Origin of the sequence: Pseudomonas sp. C 49-2, assembly GCF_003970195.1 — a bacterium.
Classification (GTDB): domain Bacteria; phylum Pseudomonadota; class Gammaproteobacteria; order Pseudomonadales; family Pseudomonadaceae; genus Aquipseudomonas; species Aquipseudomonas canadensis.
In genome coordinates, this window is sequence record NZ_RXYG01000028.1 from 14549 (window position 1) to 31995 (window position 17447).

The 17447-nt window shown below is 61.7% G+C and carries 15 protein-coding genes; 8 read left to right on the plus strand and 7 right to left on the minus strand.

What is annotated here, in order from left to right; all coding sequences use genetic code 11:
- Window positions 1-7 precede the first annotated feature (7 nt).
- The 5 genes from EJ576_RS29095 to EJ576_RS29115 are packed head-to-tail and all read left to right on the plus strand — an operon-like array spanning window position 8 to window position 6227.
- On the plus strand, window positions 8-1225 hold the full coding sequence (locus tag EJ576_RS29095; protein ID WP_123474275.1) for a glycosyltransferase family 4 protein: 1218 nt from the start codon (window positions 8-10) through the stop codon (window positions 1223-1225).
- The gene (locus tag EJ576_RS29100) at window positions 1216-2319 is read left to right on the plus strand and encodes a glycosyltransferase family 1 protein (RefSeq protein ID WP_126571714.1); all 1104 of its coding nucleotides are present in this window, start codon (window positions 1216-1218) and stop codon (window positions 2317-2319) included. The genes EJ576_RS29095 and EJ576_RS29100 overlap by 10 nt, the downstream gene beginning before the upstream one ends.
- Before the next feature lie 2 nt (window positions 2320-2321).
- Window positions 2322-3749, plus strand: coding sequence for an O-antigen ligase (locus tag EJ576_RS29105; protein ID WP_126571715.1), 1428 nt, complete (start codon window positions 2322-2324; stop codon window positions 3747-3749).
- A complete protein-coding gene (gene murJ, locus EJ576_RS29110) occupies window positions 3749-5158 on the plus strand; it encodes a murein biosynthesis integral membrane protein MurJ (RefSeq protein WP_126571716.1) in 1410 nt (469 codons plus the stop codon). Before EJ576_RS29105 ends, murJ begins: the two co-directional genes overlap by 1 nt.
- A gap of 22 nt (window positions 5159-5180) precedes the next feature.
- Window positions 5181-6227, plus strand: a complete 1047-nt coding sequence (locus tag EJ576_RS29115; RefSeq protein ID WP_126571717.1) for an acyltransferase family protein — start codon at window positions 5181-5183, stop codon at window positions 6225-6227.
- A gap of 26 nt (window positions 6228-6253) precedes the next feature.
- Here EJ576_RS29115 and EJ576_RS29120 read toward each other — a convergent pair whose 3' ends face one another.
- The 4 genes from EJ576_RS29120 to EJ576_RS29135 all read right to left on the minus strand — a co-directional run bounded on the left by EJ576_RS29120 (window position 6254) and on the right by EJ576_RS29135 (window position 10646).
- Entirely contained in the window at window positions 6254-6829 is a 576-nt protein-coding gene (locus tag EJ576_RS29120; RefSeq protein ID WP_068931713.1) for a DUF4174 domain-containing protein, read from the minus strand.
- 164 nt (window positions 6830-6993) lie between these two features.
- On the minus strand, window positions 6994-7626 hold the full coding sequence (locus EJ576_RS29125) for a glutathione S-transferase N-terminal domain-containing protein (RefSeq protein ID WP_126571718.1): 633 nt from the start codon (window positions 7624-7626) through the stop codon (window positions 6994-6996).
- Between the two features lie 13 nt (window positions 7627-7639).
- Window positions 7640-8218: a GNAT family N-acetyltransferase gene (locus EJ576_RS29130; RefSeq protein WP_068931711.1), complete on the minus strand. Its 579-nt coding sequence runs from the start codon at window positions 8216-8218 to the stop codon at window positions 7640-7642.
- Window positions 8219-8288: 70 nt separating this feature from the next.
- A complete protein-coding gene (locus EJ576_RS29135) occupies window positions 8289-10646 on the minus strand; it encodes a DNA polymerase II (protein WP_126571719.1) in 2358 nt (785 codons plus the stop codon).
- A 197-nt stretch (window positions 10647-10843) separates the two neighbouring features.
- Here EJ576_RS29135 and EJ576_RS29140 point away from each other — a divergent pair, with 197 nt between their 5' ends.
- Both EJ576_RS29140 and EJ576_RS29145 read left to right on the plus strand, forming a co-directional pair.
- Entirely contained in the window at window positions 10844-13081 is a 2238-nt protein-coding gene (locus tag EJ576_RS29140; protein WP_126571720.1) for a TonB-dependent siderophore receptor, read from the plus strand.
- A gap of 86 nt (window positions 13082-13167) precedes the next feature.
- Window positions 13168-13755 carry a hypothetical protein gene (locus EJ576_RS29145; RefSeq protein WP_126571721.1) on the plus strand — a complete coding sequence of 196 codons (588 nt, stop codon included), beginning with the start codon at window positions 13168-13170 and terminating at the stop codon, window positions 13753-13755.
- Window positions 13756-13796: 41 nt separating this feature from the next.
- On the opposite strand, the gene EJ576_RS29150 is transcribed toward EJ576_RS29145, so the two are convergent.
- Together EJ576_RS29150 and EJ576_RS29155 are read right to left on the minus strand one after the other, a co-directional pair.
- Entirely contained in the window at window positions 13797-14264 is a 468-nt protein-coding gene (locus tag EJ576_RS29150) for an SRPBCC family protein (protein WP_126571722.1), read from the minus strand.
- 79 nt (window positions 14265-14343) lie between these two features.
- Window positions 14344-14766, minus strand: a complete 423-nt coding sequence (locus EJ576_RS29155) for a TonB-dependent receptor domain-containing protein (protein WP_256656655.1) — start codon at window positions 14764-14766, stop codon at window positions 14344-14346.
- Between the two features lie 57 nt (window positions 14767-14823).
- Here EJ576_RS29155 and EJ576_RS29160 point away from each other — a divergent pair, with 57 nt between their 5' ends.
- Window positions 14824-15225 (plus strand): GFA family protein, encoded by a 402-nt coding sequence (locus tag EJ576_RS29160; protein ID WP_126571723.1) that lies wholly within the window; start codon window positions 14824-14826, stop codon window positions 15223-15225.
- 1 nt (window position 15226) lies between these two features.
- On the opposite strand, the gene mrdA is transcribed toward EJ576_RS29160, so the two are convergent.
- A complete protein-coding gene (gene mrdA / locus EJ576_RS29165; protein ID WP_068931704.1) occupies window positions 15227-17119 on the minus strand; it encodes a penicillin-binding protein 2 in 1893 nt (630 codons plus the stop codon).
- Between the last annotated feature and the right edge of the window lie 328 nt (window positions 17120-17447).

Below are 17447 nucleotides of genomic sequence, written 5' to 3' on the forward strand. Positions count from 1 at the left end.
GCCTGCCATGCGCATTTTATGGATCCTGCCCTACTCGCCCTGGCCCGCCACCAGCGGTGGCAAGACGCGCCAGTTCCACCTGCTGCGCAGCCTGGCCGCGCGTGGGCACCGGATCACCTTGCTGCTGCATGACAAACACCCGGTATCGCTGACCGACCGCCAGGTGCTGGAGGCCTTTCTCGAACAGTTGATCATCCTGCCGCGTCGCCCGTTGCGCAGCGTCACGACGCTGCTCGCCGGGCTGTTCGCGCCTTACCCGTTGCTCGCCAGTGTGAATGGCCTGTCGGGTGGATTGCAGGACACCTTCAACTGGTTACTGGGTGAACATTGGGATGTGGTGCAGATCGAACACAGCTACAGTTTTCAACCCTATGAAGAGGCACTGGCGCGTAAATCCCAGCCGTTCGTGCTGACCGAACACAATGTCGAATCAGCCCTTGGTGCGGCCACTTATGACCGCTTGCCAGGTTGGTCGCTGCCCTTCATTCGCTATGACCAATGGCGCTATACCCGCTGGGAACGCCGGGTGATGCGCCAGGCCACGCACGTGGTGGCGGTCACCGACAGCGATGCCAAGACCCTGGAAAAAATCGCCGGCAAACCCGTGTCGGTGGTGGTCAATGGCGTGGATTGCGATCACTTCGCCGCCGCCCGACCCGACCCGTCGACCCGCCGCGTGCTGTTCCTCGGCAACTATGAATACGCGCCCAACGTCGACGCCATCGAGTGGGCCCTGGATGAAATCCTGCCCAAGGTCTGGGAGCGTTGCCCGGATGCGCGCATGAGTGTGTGCGGTTTCGGCATGCCGGACAGTTGGCGTGAACGCTGGCCGGACCCGCGCATCGAGTGGCAAGGGTTCGTACCCAACCTGCTGAAACTGCAGTCGAGCTGTTCGGTGTTTCTGGCGCCATTGCGTCACGGCGGCGGTTCCAAGCTCAAGGTGCTGGAAGCACTGGCTGCCGGCTTGCCGTTGGCAAGTACCGAGCAAGGCGTGTCGGGGTTGGACCTGGTGGAAGGCCTGGACTACCTCGGCGGACAGACCGCCGTGAGCCTGGCCGACGCCGTGGTGCGCCTGCTGCAATTTCCCGATGCCGCCGCGCCCATGGGCGAAGCCGGCCGGGCCTATGTGCGGCGCGCCCATGACTGGAGCGTCGCCGCCAGCCAGTTGGAAAAGGTGTACGCCAGCCTTTCGCCCGTGAATCAAAAGGAGCCCGCATGCGTGTAGGCCTGGATTACCGCACCGTCGGCACCTCGCCGCAATCGGGCATCAGCCGCCAGGTGTATGCGCTGGAAAGCGCCCTGCACGGTCTGCCGGGCATCGAGCTTGAGCGGTTTACCGTGGCGCCCCTGGGCGATGAAACCCGTTTGCTGGCCCATTGCCCGGCCTGGGGCTGCGCCAAGACCGCGATGCACCAGCCGCAGAATCGCCTGCGGTTCGAGGCCGGTTTTTTGCCGCGCGCATTGCGTGAACAGCAGATCGACCTGTACATCAGCACCTTCAATATGGGCCTGCCATTGCCGCCCAAGCCGAAGGGACTGCGCACGGTCGTGCTGTTGCATGATCTGTTTCAAATCACGCTGAACAACTACCACGCCAACCGTCTGAAGGCGCTGATCTACAAGACCAGCGATCGCCTGTCGATTGCCTACGCGGTGCACAGCGCTGACCGGGTGTGGACGCCGTCGCACTACAGCGCCGATGAAACCGCGCGGTTGTTTCCCAAGGCTGCCGGCAAGATTCGCGTACTGCCCAATCAGGTCGATGGCTTTTGCGAACTGGCGGCGGACCTCAGTGCGCGCCAATTGCCAGAGCGCTATTGGCTGCTGGTGGGCACGCGTGAGCTGCGCAAGAACGTGCCGTTCCTGGTCGACGCCTGGCGGCAGGCGCGACAGCAATCCCCCGCCGTGCCGGAGTTGGTGCTGGTGGGCAGCCTTGAGCATTTGCCCGAGGCCCAGCGTATCCTGCCGGGGATTCGTGCGCTCAGTGGTGTGTCGGACGCTGAATTGCACGCGCTGTACCGCCAGGCCTCACGCCTGTGGCAGCCGTCCTATGCCGAAGGTTTCGGCCTGCCGGTGATCGAAGCCTTGAGCGTCGGCACCCCGGTGGCGGTGGCCAGCGGCACCTCGCTGGATGAAATCACCCCGCCATCGGCGCCGCGTTTTTCGCCCACCGACGGCCCGGCATTGACGCAATTGATGCTCAGCCTCGGCGAGCGCGCCGATGACGAATCACCCGAGCAAAACCGGCAATGGGCACAACGCTTCAACCATCACGCCTACCGCCGACGCCTGGCCGAATTGATCGAGGAATTGAAGTGAGAGTGAACCTGCCCAGCCTCGTCGCCATCCTCCTAGGCCTGTTGTTTGGCGCCGTCGCCCTGTTGTTGTCGCCGGCCAAGGCATTCCTCGCCGTGGTCGGCGTGGCCGGTGCGGTGACCATCCTGCGCTTTCCATTCTGGGGCCTGTTGCTGTTCGCCCTGGTGGCTACGTTCATGCCGTATTCCACGATCAACCTGGGCATTCGCAGTACCGTCAGCGAAGCCATCCTGGCGCTGACCTGGGGCGCGGTGCTGTGGAACAGCTTCCTGGCACGCTGGCCGGATACACCGAGCCTCACTCGACGCCCGACCGACCAAATGCTGTTGTGGCTGATGGTGTTCAGCGTGTTTCCCTTCATTGTCGGCCAGGTCACCATCCACGCCGACAGCAGCGGCGTGGCCAACTGGCTGCGTTGGTTGCTGAACTTGTCGGGGGTGTTCCTCTGCGCCAAGTTGCTGGTGGACCACAAGCACCGCGAATCCATGGTGATCGCCCTGCTGCTGGGCAGCCTGGCCATGCTGGTGCTGTCGATTGCGGTGTTCGTGCGCACGCGCTCCGGGGCCGGCATTGCGCCGGTGCTGGCACTGTTCAACTACGGCAACTTCGACATGCTCAAATTCGGCCTGGAAGCCATGTCTTCACGCATGGGCTCGCCGTGGATGCACCCGAATGCCATCGGCGGGATCATGGCGCTGTTGCTGCCCCTGGCCTTCTGTTTCGGCATGACCGAGCAAGGCTGGAAACGCGCGCTGGGCCTGGGCGTGGCATGCCTGGGCGCGGCGGCCTTGCTGTTGGCGAGTAGCCGTGGCGCGATGGTCAGCCTCGCGTTGGTGCTGCTGTGGATGGCCACGCGCCGGGTGCCGTATACCGGCCGCCTGCTGATGATCGGCGCGGCGCTGACCGTCGTGTTGGTGATGGCCTATCCACCGTTGCAGGAACGCTTGGCGACGATCTTTTCTTCGAGCAACGCCAGTACCGAAGTACGTTTCGACGAATACCGCATGTTCCCGCAGGCGGTAGCATCGTACCCATTCGGCATCGGCTTCAAGGTCGATCCACCGGTGCCGGACACTCACTTGCTGGGCATCTCCAACCTGTGGCTGAACTACATCTACAAAACCGGCATCGTCGGCATGCTGTTCTTTATCGCGGTGACCGTACGCTGGTGGCGTGAAGCGCGCCCGGAAAACGGTCCGATCCGCCTGACCAAGGACAACGCCATTTGGCTGGGTACCACGGCGGGGATTCTCTCGGCACTGGTCAGTGGCCTGTTCGACCACTACTTCAGCTTTGCGGTGGTGATGGTCGCGCTGTTCTGGCTGATGGTCGGCATCAACGTGTTGGAGGCACGCCGGCTATTTCCGGCACGCCTGCCGCAGGTGAAACCGGTGGTCTTTCGCAAACCCGTGCTTGATGGCGCCAAGCCCTGATGCTGGGCTCTGCCGTCTGGCTGACGCTGGCGACACTGCTGGGCCTGTGCCTGGGTTTTGCCCGCGAATGGCTGCTGGTGGCGGCCTGGGGCGCGGGCGAGCGCAGTGATGCATTCCTGATCGCGTTGTTTTTGCCGGAAGCGCTGCGCATGTCACTGGCCGGCGGCGTGCTGAGTGCCGCGGCGCTGCCGCTGTACCTGGCGCGCAAGGACGACGAACGCCTGGGCTGGCTGGCGGTATTGTTCCCGGCACTGTTGCTGATCGCGCTGGTCACCAGCCTGCTGCTGACGCTGCTGGCGCCGTGGCTGGTGCAACTGCTCGGACCGGGCTTGGCGGCGAGCGCCACGGCGCTCGCCAGCAGCAACTTGCAGATCGTCGCCTGGTGCGTGCCGGGGTTGATGCTGCACGCGCTGTTCAGCATCCCGTTGCAGGCCAGCGAACGGTTTGTGCTGGCCGGCCTGGGTTCGTTGTTGTTCAACCTGCCACCGGTGACCTACCTCGCCCTCGCTGGCACCGCCACCCAACCGCACTCGCTGGCCCTGGCATGCCTGGCCGGCAGCCTGTTGATGCCGTTGGCGTTGCTGCCCTCGATGTGGCGCCAGGGCTGGCGGCCGTGGCGCTGGCAATTGTCGCTCGCGCCCCTGCGGGAATTGGGCCAGCGCATCGGTCCATTGTTACTGAGCAACGGCGCCAGCCAGGGCCTGGCGCTGATTGAACGGCTGGTGGCATCGCTGCTGGGTGAAGGCGCGGTGACCTGGGTCAACCTGGCACGCAAGCTGATGAACCTGCCGCTGATTGCGCTGATGAGCCTCAACCAGGTGCTGCTGGGCATGATGAGCCGCCGCCAGGGCGATGAACGCCTGGCCCTGCTTAAACGTGGCCTGGAAACCGCCAGCGTATTGACCCTGCCCGCCGGCGTCGGTCTGGTGGCGGCGGCCCCGAGCCTGGTGGCGTTGCTGCTGCCCAAGCAATCGCTGGACTCACCGCTGCCTCTGCTGCTGGCCTGGTTTGCCGTACCGCTGGTATTCGGCGCCTGGAACGCCTTGCTCGCGCGTTACGCCTATGCGGCCGGGGACACGCGCCAGCCACTGCGCTGCGAACTGCTCGGCAGCCTGGTCAATGTGCTGCTGCTCGGCGTGCTGCCGTTTGTGTTCGGCCTGGCGGGGATTCCGTTGGCGGCACTGGCCGGGGTGATCTGCACTGCGCTGCTGCTGATGCAACGCCAGGCCTTGCTCGGCGCCCTGCCCTGGGCGCGGAACTGGCTGCTCAGCGCCGTACTCATGGGCGTGGCGGCGTTGGCGCTGTTTCGGATTGAAGACGTGTGGCTGCAACTGGGGCTGAGCATCCTGGCCGGCGCCGTGGTGTTGCTGGGCATGGGGCTGTGGCTGAAGCCGTGGCGCAAGGCATGAATGATCGACCGGGGATAGGCGGATGAAACATCGTTGGATTCAAATGGACATTGCCAAGGGTATCGGCATCCTGATGATCGTGTACGGTCACAGTTGGTTCGTGGCGAACTCGCTGGAGCTGCAGTACCCGATCATAGCCTCGTTCATCTTGCCGTTGTTCTTTTTCCTGTCCGGCGTGTTCTTCAAGCCCGAGCAGCCGTTTGTGGAGATGGCCGTGCGCAAGGCCGACGGTCTACTCAAGCCGTTTTTCTTCACCATGCTGGTGTATGTGATCGTACGCGACGTGTTGCGCGGCCAACCCCTGCTGCCGGACATCGGCGGCGTGCTGTATGCCTCGGTGGATACCATTCCCTGGCAGGCGCTGTGGTTTCTGCCGCACTTCTGGGTGGCGATCCTGTTCAGTTGGGTGATGCTGCGCCTTATCCAGCGTTTGAAGCTTTCATTGCCGGTGAGCTGCCTGCTGATGGCGGTACAACTGTTAATCGGCATATGGGTACTGCCGTGGTTCTGGCAAATACCGGTGAGCGTCGGCGGGCAGACCTGGACGTTGCCCGGCCTGCCCTTCGGCCTTGAAATCACCCTGATCAGCAGCACCTACTTCATCTGCGGCTACCTACTGCGCGACTGGCTGCGTCGACATGAGGGATCGTGGCTGGCGCTGCTGATGTCGGTGGCGTTGTTCGCCGCCGTGTTCCTCTACAGCCACGCCACCATGGACCTGGCGCAGCGCCGCTACGACCATTGGCTGTGGACCAGCCTGCTGGCGGTGCTCGGCGTGTACGCGTGCTGGTCACTGGCGCGGGTGTTGATGGTGTCGACCGTCATCACGCGGGCGATGACCTACATTGGCCAGAACACCTTGATCCTGCTGATCTTCCACGGCGAGATCCAGCACAAGACGGTTGACCTGCTGGAGCGCCTGGGGCTGCACGCATTTGTCGCGGCTTGCGTGGGTTTTGTGGTGGCTGTGGTGGTGCCTTTGCTGATCGGGGAAGTGATCAAGCGGGTGGCGTTTTTGCGGTTTTTCTACTTTCCGTTTCCGGTGCGCAAGCCACAAAAAACCCTGTAGGCGTTCGCACCTACAGGGTGTTGGGTTCAGTCGTCGAGTTGTTGCGGGGCTGGCTTGGCGCCGTGTTTGGCAGGCTTGGCGCCCTTGGCTGGCGCCGGGGCGGCAGGTTCAGGCTCCGGGGCGGCTGCGGTTTCTTTCTCGGCCATCGGCATCTGGTCAATAGCGCTGAAGAACTCCTTCAGGTCGAGGGTATCCGGTGGCACGGTCTTCTCGACTTTCTTCTCGCCGTCCTTGCCCACCAGGATCACCTTGGTGCCACTGCCGGCACCCAGTTTGAGGGCACGGATCAGCGCGTTGGTTTCCGGAGGCGTGAGCTTTTTATTGTCCTTGGGGTCCTTGGCGAACTTCTCGCCTTCAGCGCCGATACTGCCGAACTTCACGGTGTAGAACACCATGCTGCGTTCTTCAAAGGACTGCTTGGTCGCAGGCTCGTCCAACTGTTTCTTGAGGGTAGCCAAGGTGTTGTTGCCGGAATCAAGCTCCACCACCACCAGCGGCCGGGCCTTGCCCAAGTCTTGCTTGAGCGGGTTGATATCATCAGCAGCCAACAGCGGCCCCGTAAAAGCCATCAAGGTAGCCAGGGTCAGCGACCGGATGAGCATGCGCACCTCCTTTGTATTCCATGCAGGGTTCTTGAGTTTCATGTCTGCGACATTCAAATTCAAGGATGATTCCTACAGCACTATAAGAAAGCGTAGGACAGGACGCCCGCTACGCAAGGGTTTGGTGGGCTCGACTGTCATTGTTTCCACTGATTTCGGAAACATCATGAGGCCTTCCACTCCGGCCAATGCCGCGCAAATACGGGGGCGACGACAGGGTCGGTATCCACCTGTGCCAGGCTCTGGGCAAAGCCCGGCGCCAGGCCGTTCAATGCCTCTCGTGCTTCATCCCAGCGCGACACCGCCGCCGCCATGAGGCCCAGCGCATTGGGCACGCCGTTCGGCGCAAACAACTGCCCGGCGAACTGATCGGCGAACACTACCCAGGCCTGGTGCAGGTATCGCCGAGTGCCCGTCACCAGTTGCGCCTGCGCCGTTTCGTTGACGTTGCCGAGCCAGCGTTGCGGGTAGTCGATGATGCCGATGGCCGAATAGCAATTGGCCGCGATGTACACCAGGCCGCGGATGATCTGCGCGCGGTTGCCGGCCAGCAGGTCCGAGGCGGGATATTCCAGGCCGAGGTGGATCAGGATCGCGGCACTTTCCGTCAGCACCTGGCCATCGGGGGTGACCAGCGTGGGCACCTGCTTGAGCGGGTTGATCCGGGCCAACTCATCACTGCCTTCGCCCTCCGCCCAGGAGGCCGCGTCCACCCGCCGCCACTGCACTGCACAGCGCTGCAGGGCGATTTCGATCATGCAAGAGCCGGATTCGTCGATGCCATACAGCGTGTACATGGGGGTTTTCCTCCTAGCGTTGCAGTTTGGCCTGCAAGTTGGCCTTCACCTGCGGCCATTCCGAATCGATGATGCTGAAGCGCACCGAGTTGCGCTTGCGCCCATCGGACATGATGCGTTCGTGGCGCACGATGCCTTCCTGCACTGCGCCGAGGCGCAGGATCGCGGCGCGGGACTTTTCGTTGAGTTCATCGGTGGTGAATTGCACGCGCACGCAGTCGAGCACTTCGAACGCGTAGGTCAGCAACAGCAGCTTGGCTTCGGTGTTGATCGCGCTTTTCTGCGTGGACAGCGCCAGCCAGGTATGGCCGATTTCCAGTTTGCGATTGACCCGGTCGACCTTCCAGAACCGAGTGCTGCCGACCACTTGGCCGTCTTCACGACGCACCAAAGTGAACGGGATCACGCTACCGGCATCACGCCCTGACAGGGCAGTATCGATGTATTGATCGACGGTGTCCGGGCCCGGCACGTTGGTGACCTTCAGGTTCCACAATTCGCCATCGGCGGCGGCGTCGAGCAAGGCGGCCTTGTGTTCCCTTTGCAGGGGCAGCAGTTCGACCGTGGTGCCGGTCAGAGTGATCAGGGTCATGGTGGCAGCGCCGTCTGGGTGGTCATCAGAGACAGAGAGTGCAGGCTGCCACCCTGACGAATCAAGCGTTTTAAAACAAGCCCATCTGACCGCCCACCAGGGTGCTGAAATCGTCATTCACGAACGGCAGGATCGCATCCGCCACCGGCTGCAATTGCCGGGTGACGTAGTGGTCGTAATCGATGGGCGCTTGCCGCACTTCCAGGGGTTCCGGGCCATTGACGCTGATCACGTAGCTGATCCAGCCACCGCGCTGGTACTGGCGCGGGCGGTTCAGGCGGTCGTTGTATTCATCGGCCAGACGCGCGGCGCGGACATGGGGCGGCACGTTGCGCTCGTAGTCGTCCAGCCGGCGGCGCAGGCGTTTGCGGTAGATCAGCAGCTCATCGAATTCGCCGCTGAGGGTACGGCGCACGTAGTCGCGGATGTAGTCCTGATGGGGCTGGCGATGGAAGATGCGCTGGTAGAGTTCCTGCTGGAATCGACGGGCCAGGGGCGACCAGTCGCTGCGCACGGTTTCCAGGCCTTTGTAGACCATTTCTTCATTGCCATCGCTGCGTACCACCAGGCCGGCATAGCGTTTCTTGCTGCCCTCCTCCGCGCCACGGATGGTCGGCATGAGGAAACGCGTGAAGTGGGTTTCGTACTGCAACTCCAGGGCGCTTTGCAGGCCGAGCGCGGTGAGCAGGTGCTCGCGCCACCAATCGTTGACGTGCTGCACCAAGGCTTGGCCGATACGGCTGGCGTCCTCTTGGGAATGCGCGCTGCCGAGCCACACGAAGGTGGAGTCGGTGTCGCCGTAGATCACCTCATAGCCTTGGGCTTCGACCAGTTCGCGGGTCTGGCGCATGATCTGGTGGCCACGCATCGTGATCGACGAGGCCAGGCGTGTATCGAAGAAGCGGCAGCCGCTGGAGCCGAGTACGCCGTAGAAGGCGTTCATGATGATTTTCAGCGCCTGGGACAGCGGCGCGTTATGTTCGCGCTTGGCCACTTCGCGGCCTTCTGAAACCCGTGCGACGATGGATGGCAAACAATGCCGGGTGCGGGAAAACCGTGCGCCGCGAAAGCCTTCCACCGAGTCACTGTCGTCAGGATGTTTGAGGCCTTCGATCAAGCCAACCGGGTCGATCAGGAAACTGCGGATGATCGACGGGTAGAGGCTTTTGTAGTCGAGCACCAACACCGATTCGTAAAGGCCCGGGCGCGAGTCCATGACAAATCCGCCGGGGCTGGCCTGGGGCGGCTTGTCGCCCAGGTTCGGCGCAACGAAGCCCTGGCGGTGCATCAGCGGCATGTACAAATGGGTGAACGCGGCGACGGAGCCGCCATTGCGGTCGGCCGGCAAGCCGGTGACGCTGGCGCGCTCCAGCAGGAACTTGAGCAGTTCGGTCTTCTCGAAAATCCGCGTGACCAACTCGCAGTCCTTGAGGTTGTAGCGCGCCAGGGCGGGCTTGTCCTCGGCGAACATGCGGTTGATCTCGTCCATGCGCTGGTACGGCGTGGAAATGTCCTTGCCTTCGCCCAACAGGGTTTGCGCGACGTTTTCCAGGCTGAAGGATTCGAAATTCCAGGTGGCCGAACGCAGGGCTTCGATGCCATCGATAATCAAGCGCCCCGCCGCCGCCGCGAAGTAATGGTTGCGGCTGCCGTGTTCGCGCCAGGCCATCGGTTCTTCACCACGGCCAAGCATGAGCGGCACGTTGAGGCGCTGGGCATGTTCGTGGAGCACGCGCAGGTCGAACTGCACCACGTTCCAGCCGATGATCGCATCGGGGTCGTGCAGCGCCAGCCATTGGTTGAGGCGTTCGAGCAGTTGGGCACGGGTGTCGCAGTAGTCGAGCTTGAAGTCCACCGCGTCGGTGTTGTTCGGCGGGCCAAGCATGTACACCTGGCGCTCGCCGCAGCCTTCGAGGGCGATGGAGTAGAGATCGCCCTGGGCGGTGGTTTCGATGTCGAGGGACACCAGTTTCAGCGGCGGACGGTAGTCGGGCGCGGGTTTCATCTGTGCGTCGCAGAGCACACCGTTGGCGTCGGGTGTGCCGCCAAACCACACCGGCGCGGTGATGAAACGCTCCATCATGTAGCGCTCGGGTGGGCGCACGTCGCCTTCGTAGACATCAACCCCGGCAGCGCGCAGGCGTTTTTCCACATCCATCGCCTGGCGGTGCTGGCGGGTGTACAGGCCGAGGACGGGGCGGTGATGGAAATCGCACAGCTGCAACGGGCGCAACTCGATATCGCGCTCGCCCTTGAGCAGCCAATCCAGCGGCTTGCGATGGGCCTCGGGGATGAACATCACCGAGGTCTGCACGGGTAGGCGGATCAACCTCGGGCCGCGGTCGGTAGCCAGCCAGAAGCTGACCTCCGTGCCCGCCGGGGTATCGCGCCAATGCCGGGTCAGGACAAAACCCTGCTGTAAATCCACCGTACCGCACCTCAGGAATCGCTTTCAGGGCGTGATTCTACTCGGCATCCGCGCGCGCAGACCGTGTTAGTAAAAATTTGTTGCATCGCGTTAATAATAATTACTATCATTTGCACCGGAGTCGTATCCGCGCAGTGAGGACGCGCAACGCCGTTGCCCTTTTCCTCACACATGACGGTTAGCCGTCAGGATCGCCCATGCCCGCCCCATTCGCCGTGCCGTTTCGCCCGACCCTGCTCGCCCTGTGCTGCTCCCTGAGCCTCAGCGCTCATGCTGCCACCCCAGCCACCCCGCAGGATGCGAACACCGGTCAGGAGGGCAACACGCTGGAACTGGGCGCTACCAACATCAATGCCGACGCCCCCGCGCCAAGTGCCCTACCCCCGGTGTACGCCGGCGGCCAAGTGGCACGCGGAGGTCAATTGGGTGTGCTGGGCAACCAGGACATCATGGACGTGCCATTCAGCATGGCCTCCTACACCGAGAAACTGATTCGCGACCAGCAGGCCGAGACCGTCGGTGACGTGCTACTCAACGACTCGTCCGTGCGCCAGGCGTCGGGGTTTGCCAACCAGGCGCAGACCTTCATGATTCGTGGCCTGCCACTGAATGGCGACGACATTTCCTTCAACGGCTTGTACGGCATCCTGCCGCGCCAGATCATCTCCACTGACGCCTTGGAGCGCGTGGAAGTGTTCAAGGGTCCCAATGCCTTCATCAACGGCGTGACGCCCGGCGGTTCGGGGATCGGCGGCGGTGTGAACCTGCAACCCAAGCGCGCCGATGATGTGCCGTTGCGTCGATTCAGCACTGATATCAGCACTGATGGGCGGGTGGGCGAACACTTGGATATTGGCCAGCGCTTCGGTGAAGACAACCGTTTTGGCGCACGGGTGAACCTGTCCCAGCGCGAAGGCGATACCGGTATCGATGATGAAAGCCAGCGCTCGAAGCTGTTTGGCGTCGGCCTGGACTACCGTGGCGATGCGTTGCGCTTGTCGAGTGACTTTGTGTACCAGAAGCAGCGAATCAACGGCGGGCGCAACTCGGTCTTCCTGGGCACCGCCACCCATGTCCCGGATGCACCGTCGGCCGACACCAACTACGCGCCAAGCTGGAGCAGCACCAACCTTGAAGACACCCTGGGAATGCTGCGCGCCGAGTATGACTTGAACGATAACTGGACGGCCTATGCGGCGGCAGGCGCCAAGCACACCCGCGAAATGGGGCAGTATTCATCTGTCACCCTGACTGACAACAGCGGCAACGCCCTGGCGAGCCGCTCGACCATTGCCCACGAAGAAGACAACCGCAGCGCCATGGGCGGCCTGAATGGCAAGTTCCAGACCGGCGCTATCAGTCACCGCCTCAACTTCGGTTTGGCCGGTATCTGGACCCAGGCACGCAACGCCTATGTGTTCAACGCTTCGTCGACAGCGACTCCAACCAATATCTACGACCCGGTAACCGGCGCACCGCCCACCTTGAACAACCCACGCAATACGCCAGGCACTGATTTCAGCGACCCAACCATTACCGCCAAGACGTTCGTGCGCAGCGCAGCGGTCTCCGATACCTTGGGGTTCTTCGATGACCGCCTGTTGGTCACGCTCGGCGCGCGCCGCCAGCAGATGGTGGTGCAGGGCTACAACTACATGAGCGGGACCCGCACCGCCAACTACGACGAGTCGATCACCACTCCGGTCTACGGCTTGGTCTTCAAGCCGTGGGAGCACGTGTCCTTCTACGCCAATCGCATCGAAGGCCTGGCCCAAGGGCCGACATCTCCCGTCAATTCGGGCAACCGGACCATCATTGGCGGTGGACAGGCGTTTGCGCCCGCGCGCTCCAAGCAAATCGAAGCAGGCGTCAAGGTTGATATGGGCACCTATGGGGCAACACTGGGTGTTTACCGTATCGAACAACCTGGGGCCGGTTACGTTCAAGTCATCGATGCAACGACAGCGCGTTATGTCCGCGAAGGCCTGCAGATCAACAAAGGCGTTGAGTTGAACGTCTTCGGCGAACCGGTCAGCGGCCTGCGCCTGCTGGGCGGCGTGACCGTCATGAAGACCGAACTCAAGGACACGCAAAACGGCGCCAACGACGGTAACCGCGCAATCGGCGTGCCTTCGTTCCAGCTCAATGCCGGCGTGGATTGGGATGTGCCTGGCCTGCAAGGCGTGACCCTCAACGGCCGCATGTTGCGTACCGGTGGGCAGTACGCCGACGCCGCGAACAACCTGAGTCTGCCGGCATGGAACCGCTTCGACGTAGGCGCGCGCTACAACTTCAAGGTGGCCCAGCGTGACGTCACCCTCGGCGCCACCATGGAAAACGTCGCCAACGAAAAGTACTGGGAATCGGCGCAGGGCGGTTTCCTGAGCCAAGGCGATCCACGTGTCGCCAAGCTGTCGGCCAGCGTGGACTTCTAACAGGGCGGCAACAACGTGAGCCGGCAGATTTGCGCATCGCCGGCTCACCACTAGCCTCAGGGCTTCTCTCACATGGAAGTCTGACAATGAAGTTATCTCGTTCCCTGCGCCAGGCAATCGCCCTGGCCACCCTTCTGTCCGCCGGCAACCTGGTGGCCCATGCCGCCGATATCCCGCTGTCCAAATCCCTTGAAGCCGATGAAGTCACCACCAAAGTGCTGGCGGTGGATGCCGCCAAGCATCAGGTCGTGCTTGCGGGAGCTGAGGGCCGTGAGGTGCATGTGCAGCTCACCGATGACGCCAAGGACCTGGGCAATCTCAAGGTCGGCGACCAGGTCAAGGTGTTGACCACCCACTCGGTCGCGGCCGTGCTGGACACCGACGTGGACAAGAGCGCACCAGACGCCAGCGAAAAAACCGGCGTGATCCGCGCCACCGCCGACAACCCGAACCCAGGTGGCGCGGCCTTCCGCCAGGTGCAGGTGCAGTTGAAGATCACTCATATCGACCTGAAGAAAAACCAGGTCACCCTGGAGAATCCAGCCGGTGCGACGAAGATGTTGAACGTTGAGAAACCGGAAATCCGTGCCGGCCTCAAAGACCTCAAGGTCGGGCAGAGTGTGGTGGTGACTTACACCGACACCCTGGAGATCACCACCGCTCACGAAGGCTGAGACCAGTGAAAGGCGGGCATCACTGATGATGCCCGTTACCCTCAAGCCTGGCGGGCCCGGCTCAGGTAGTTTTCGATGTTGCCCATCTGTTCGTCCCAGCCACGGGAATTCATTTTGAAGGCCTTCTGCCGTCGTGCCTCAGGCACGGCATCGAACCCGGATTCGACCACCCGCAGCAGAATGCCCGGCGCCCGATCCTTAATCGTGAACTCCACCAACGTTGGGGTTTCCTGGTCGTAGTCGACACCCTCCTCTACCGCAAAGGGATGCCACCAGAAAGAAAACAGTGTTTGCGGCAGGATGCGTTCGATCCTGGCCTTCCAGATCACATGTTCGTAGCCCGGATAAGTGATCGGCGCCTCGATACTTTGCCCGGCAACGAAGGTTTTGCCTGTAAGGGCGATACCAAACCATTGGCCGAATTGCTCGGCATCGGTGATGGCCTCCCAGACCTGTCTACGTGACGCGTTGAGCAGGGCTTTTCGTTCGATTCGATCCAATACGTGCATAAGTCACCTCCTCCATTGACAGTAGGCGACATCGAACAATGCGCAACCTTTCGGCCACGCATTGGTGTTGCGACTTACTTCAGAACTTCCACTTGGCGTTGACCATCGCATTACGCGGCTCGCCATAGGAACCTGAGTTGAACGTGCCCATGCCGTCGTAATACTTCTTGTCGAACAGATTGTTGACGTTCAGTCCTACGGACAAGTGCTCATCCACCTGGTAGTTCGCCAACAGGCCCACCACAGCGAAGGGATCCTGGACCGCCTTGTAGTACGGCCCGGTGTAGTTGATCTGCGTGGTGGCGTACATCTCGCTCTGCCAGGTGACATTGCCGCCCACCGTCAAACGGTTCAGGGTGTCTGGCAGGCGGTAAGTGGTGCCGAGCTTGAACAGGTTGATCGGCTGGTTGACCTCCACGCGCGCTCCGTCCTTGGCATGCGACTCGCGGTAGGTATAGCCGCCGAATACGTTCCAACCGGCGGCCACTTCACCGGAAATCACAGATGCGCAGCGTGTCGGCGAAAGGTAAATTGTCCCCCTCCCCTTGAGGTGATCACGATGACTCAACAGCTCCATGGAAGTTGCTTCTGCAAGGCCGTGCACTATCAACTCGACAGCCTGGATATGCCCATCAGCCACTGCCATTGCGACAGCTGCCGCAAGGTGCATGCGGCGGCATTTGTGGCGACGGCAGGCGTGATGCGTGAACACTTTCGCTGGACACAGGGCCAGGAGTTGCTGGCGTCCTTCGAATCGTCGCCGGGCAAACTGCGGCATTTCTGCTCGCGCTGTGGTTCACACCTGATGGCGGAGCGAGAGCATCAACCCCACGTCATTGTGCGGGTGGCGACGCTGGATGACGATCCGGGCGTCAGGCCCACCGCGCACATCTGGACCGCCCATGATGTGCCTTGGCTGGTCTACGAAGACGTAGATCAATGGGACGAGTGGAAAGCCTGAATCACACCTTGGGGTCGCCGGGCGCTTTTGCCGGCGTCGCATATTGTGGTTTCAGATGGCCTTCCTGGTCGAGCAGCCAGGCGTCCATGATCTGGCGCACCACCGGGCCTGCCACGCGGCCACCGGCCTCGCCGTTTTCGATCATCACCGAAATTACGATCTTCGGGTGTTCGGCCGGCGCGAAGCCAACAAACAGGGCATTGTCGCGATGGCGTTCCAGGGTCTTCTCTCGGTTGTAGCGCTCACCTTGCTTGATCGCCACCACTTGCGCCGTACCACTCTTGCCGGCGATGCGGTATTGCGCGCCTTGTGCGGCAGCGCGGGCGATGCCACGCGGATCGTGCATCACCAGTTGCATGCCGTGATTGACCTGCTCCCAGTCACGCGGGTCCTTGAGGACCACGTTGGGCATGGGGTTTTCATCCACGGGTGGCACACCATTAATGGTCTTGGCCAGGTGCGGTCGGTTCCACACGCCTTTATTGGCGATCAGTGCGGTAGCCTGGGCCAGTTGCAGTGGCGTGACCTGCATGTAGCCCTGACCAATGCCGAGGATCACGGTTTCGCCCGGGAACCAGGGTTGCCGGCGCGTGGCGCGCTTCCAGGCCTGGGAAGGCATCAGGCCGGCGGACTCTTCGAACATGTCCAATGAGACTTTCTGACCCAGGCCGAACTCAGCCAGGTAGTCGTGCAGGCGATCGATGCCCAGCTTGTGGGCCAAGTCGTAAAAGTAGGTGTCGTTGGAACGCATGATGGCCGCGTCCATGTCCACCCAACCGTCGCCGCTGTGGTTCCAGTTGCGGTATTTGTGGTCAAAGTCCGGCAACTGGTAGTAGCCAGGGTCGAATACTCGGGTTTGAGCAGTGACAACACCACTGTCCAGCCCCGCGATGGCGACTTCCGGCTTGATGGTCGAACCTGGCGCGTAGAGCCCGCGTAATACACGGTTGAACAGCGGACGGTCGATGGAGTCGTGCAGCGCGGCGTATTCCTTGAAGCTGATACCGGTGACAAACAAGTTCGGATCAAAACTTGGCTTGCTGACCATGGCCAGTACTTCACCGGTTTGCGGGTCCAGTGCAACCACCGAACCACGGCGATCACCCAAGGCTTCTTCTGCCGCTTCCTGAAGGTGCACGTCGAGGCTCAGCACGATGTTTTTGCCGGGGATCGGGTCGGTGTGCTTGAGTACGCGCAGTACGCGGCCCTGAGCATTGGTCTCGACCTCTTCATAGCCGACGTGGCCATGCAACTCGGATTCGTAGAAGCGTTCGATACCGGTCTTGCCGATGGACTGCGTACCGCGGTACTCCACGGAGTCGAGGGCTTTGGATTCCTTCTCGTTGATCCGGCCTACGTAACCGATGGAGTGCGCAAAGTGAGCGCCCAACGGGTAATGGCGGACGAACTGCGGTTCTACGTCTACGCCAGGGAGGCGGAACTCGTTCACGGCCAGTAGCGCGATCTGCTCTTCGGTCAATTCGTAAAACAAGGTCACAGGGACGAAAGGATGGCGCGCCTGTTTCAGCGCCTTGTCGAAGACAGCGCGGTCTTCGGTAGGCAGGTGCAGCAAGCTGACGATAGCGTCCAACTCCCCCTTGAGGTCGGTGGTGCGTTCGCGGGTGATGGTCAGGTTGTAGCTGGGGCGGTTGTCGGCCAGTACCACGCCGTTACGGTCATAGATCAACCCACGCGTCGGGGTGATCGGCAATACGTGGACACGGTTGTTCTCGGAAATCGTGGAGTGATAGTCGAACTGTACGACCTGCAGAAAGTACATGCGCCCCACCAGCGCGCAGGTGATGCCGATCACCAACAGCGCGCAGGCGAGCAGGCGCTTGTTGACTAGGCGGTTCTCTTTCTCGTGATCTTTGATCGGTATGGGTTCAGGCATTTCTACAGCATCTCGTTGAATAAGGTCGACGCCGCGTCCTGCGGATGAAAGATCAATCCCTGTGAAAATGTGCTGCACCATACCAAAAATGCGGAAACACTTTGTATCGAATTCCCGAACGGCATGCTGATGAGCCGTTTTTATGAGAGCAATTGCACAGAGGAGTCACAGGGTTGTCGAATTGATTTGCGAGGACTGAAATTTTCGACCGCCCAAAACAAAACCCCATCTGCTTTCGCAAATGGGGTTTCGGAATTTAATCTTGACGATGACCTACTCTCACATGGGGAAACCCCACACTACCATCGGCGATGCATCGTTTCACTAC

Bases quoted from the DNA above. Each gene is read 5' to 3' on its own strand.
- EJ576_RS29095 (WP_123474275.1), top strand. From the start codon at position 8: ATGCGCATTTTATGGATCCTGCCCTACTCGCCCTGGCCCGCCACCAGC.
- mrdA (WP_068931704.1), bottom strand. From the start codon at position 17,119: ATGCCTGAACCCATACCGATCAAAGATCACGAGAAAGAGAACCGCCTA.
- EJ576_RS29130 (WP_068931711.1), bottom strand. From the start codon at position 8,218: ATGACCCTGATCACTCTGACCGGCACCACGGTCGAACTGCTGCCCCTG.
- EJ576_RS29160 (WP_126571723.1), top strand. From the start codon at position 14,824: ATGACTCAACAGCTCCATGGAAGTTGCTTCTGCAAGGCCGTGCACTAT.
- EJ576_RS29100 (WP_126571714.1), top strand. From the start codon at position 1,216: ATGCGTGTAGGCCTGGATTACCGCACCGTCGGCACCTCGCCGCAATCG.
- EJ576_RS29150 (WP_126571722.1), bottom strand. From the start codon at position 14,264: ATGCACGTATTGGATCGAATCGAACGAAAAGCCCTGCTCAACGCGTCA.
- EJ576_RS29120 (WP_068931713.1), bottom strand. From the start codon at position 6,829: ATGCTCATCCGGTCGCTGACCCTGGCTACCTTGATGGCTTTTACGGGG.
- murJ (WP_126571716.1), top strand. From the start codon at position 3,749: ATGCTGGGCTCTGCCGTCTGGCTGACGCTGGCGACACTGCTGGGCCTG.
- EJ576_RS29145 (WP_126571721.1), top strand. From the start codon at position 13,168: ATGAAGTTATCTCGTTCCCTGCGCCAGGCAATCGCCCTGGCCACCCTT.
- EJ576_RS29140 (WP_126571720.1), top strand. From the start codon at position 10,844: ATGCCCGCCCCATTCGCCGTGCCGTTTCGCCCGACCCTGCTCGCCCTG.
- EJ576_RS29125 (WP_126571718.1), bottom strand. From the start codon at position 7,626: ATGTACACGCTGTATGGCATCGACGAATCCGGCTCTTGCATGATCGAA.
- EJ576_RS29115 (WP_126571717.1), top strand. From the start codon at position 5,181: ATGAAACATCGTTGGATTCAAATGGACATTGCCAAGGGTATCGGCATC.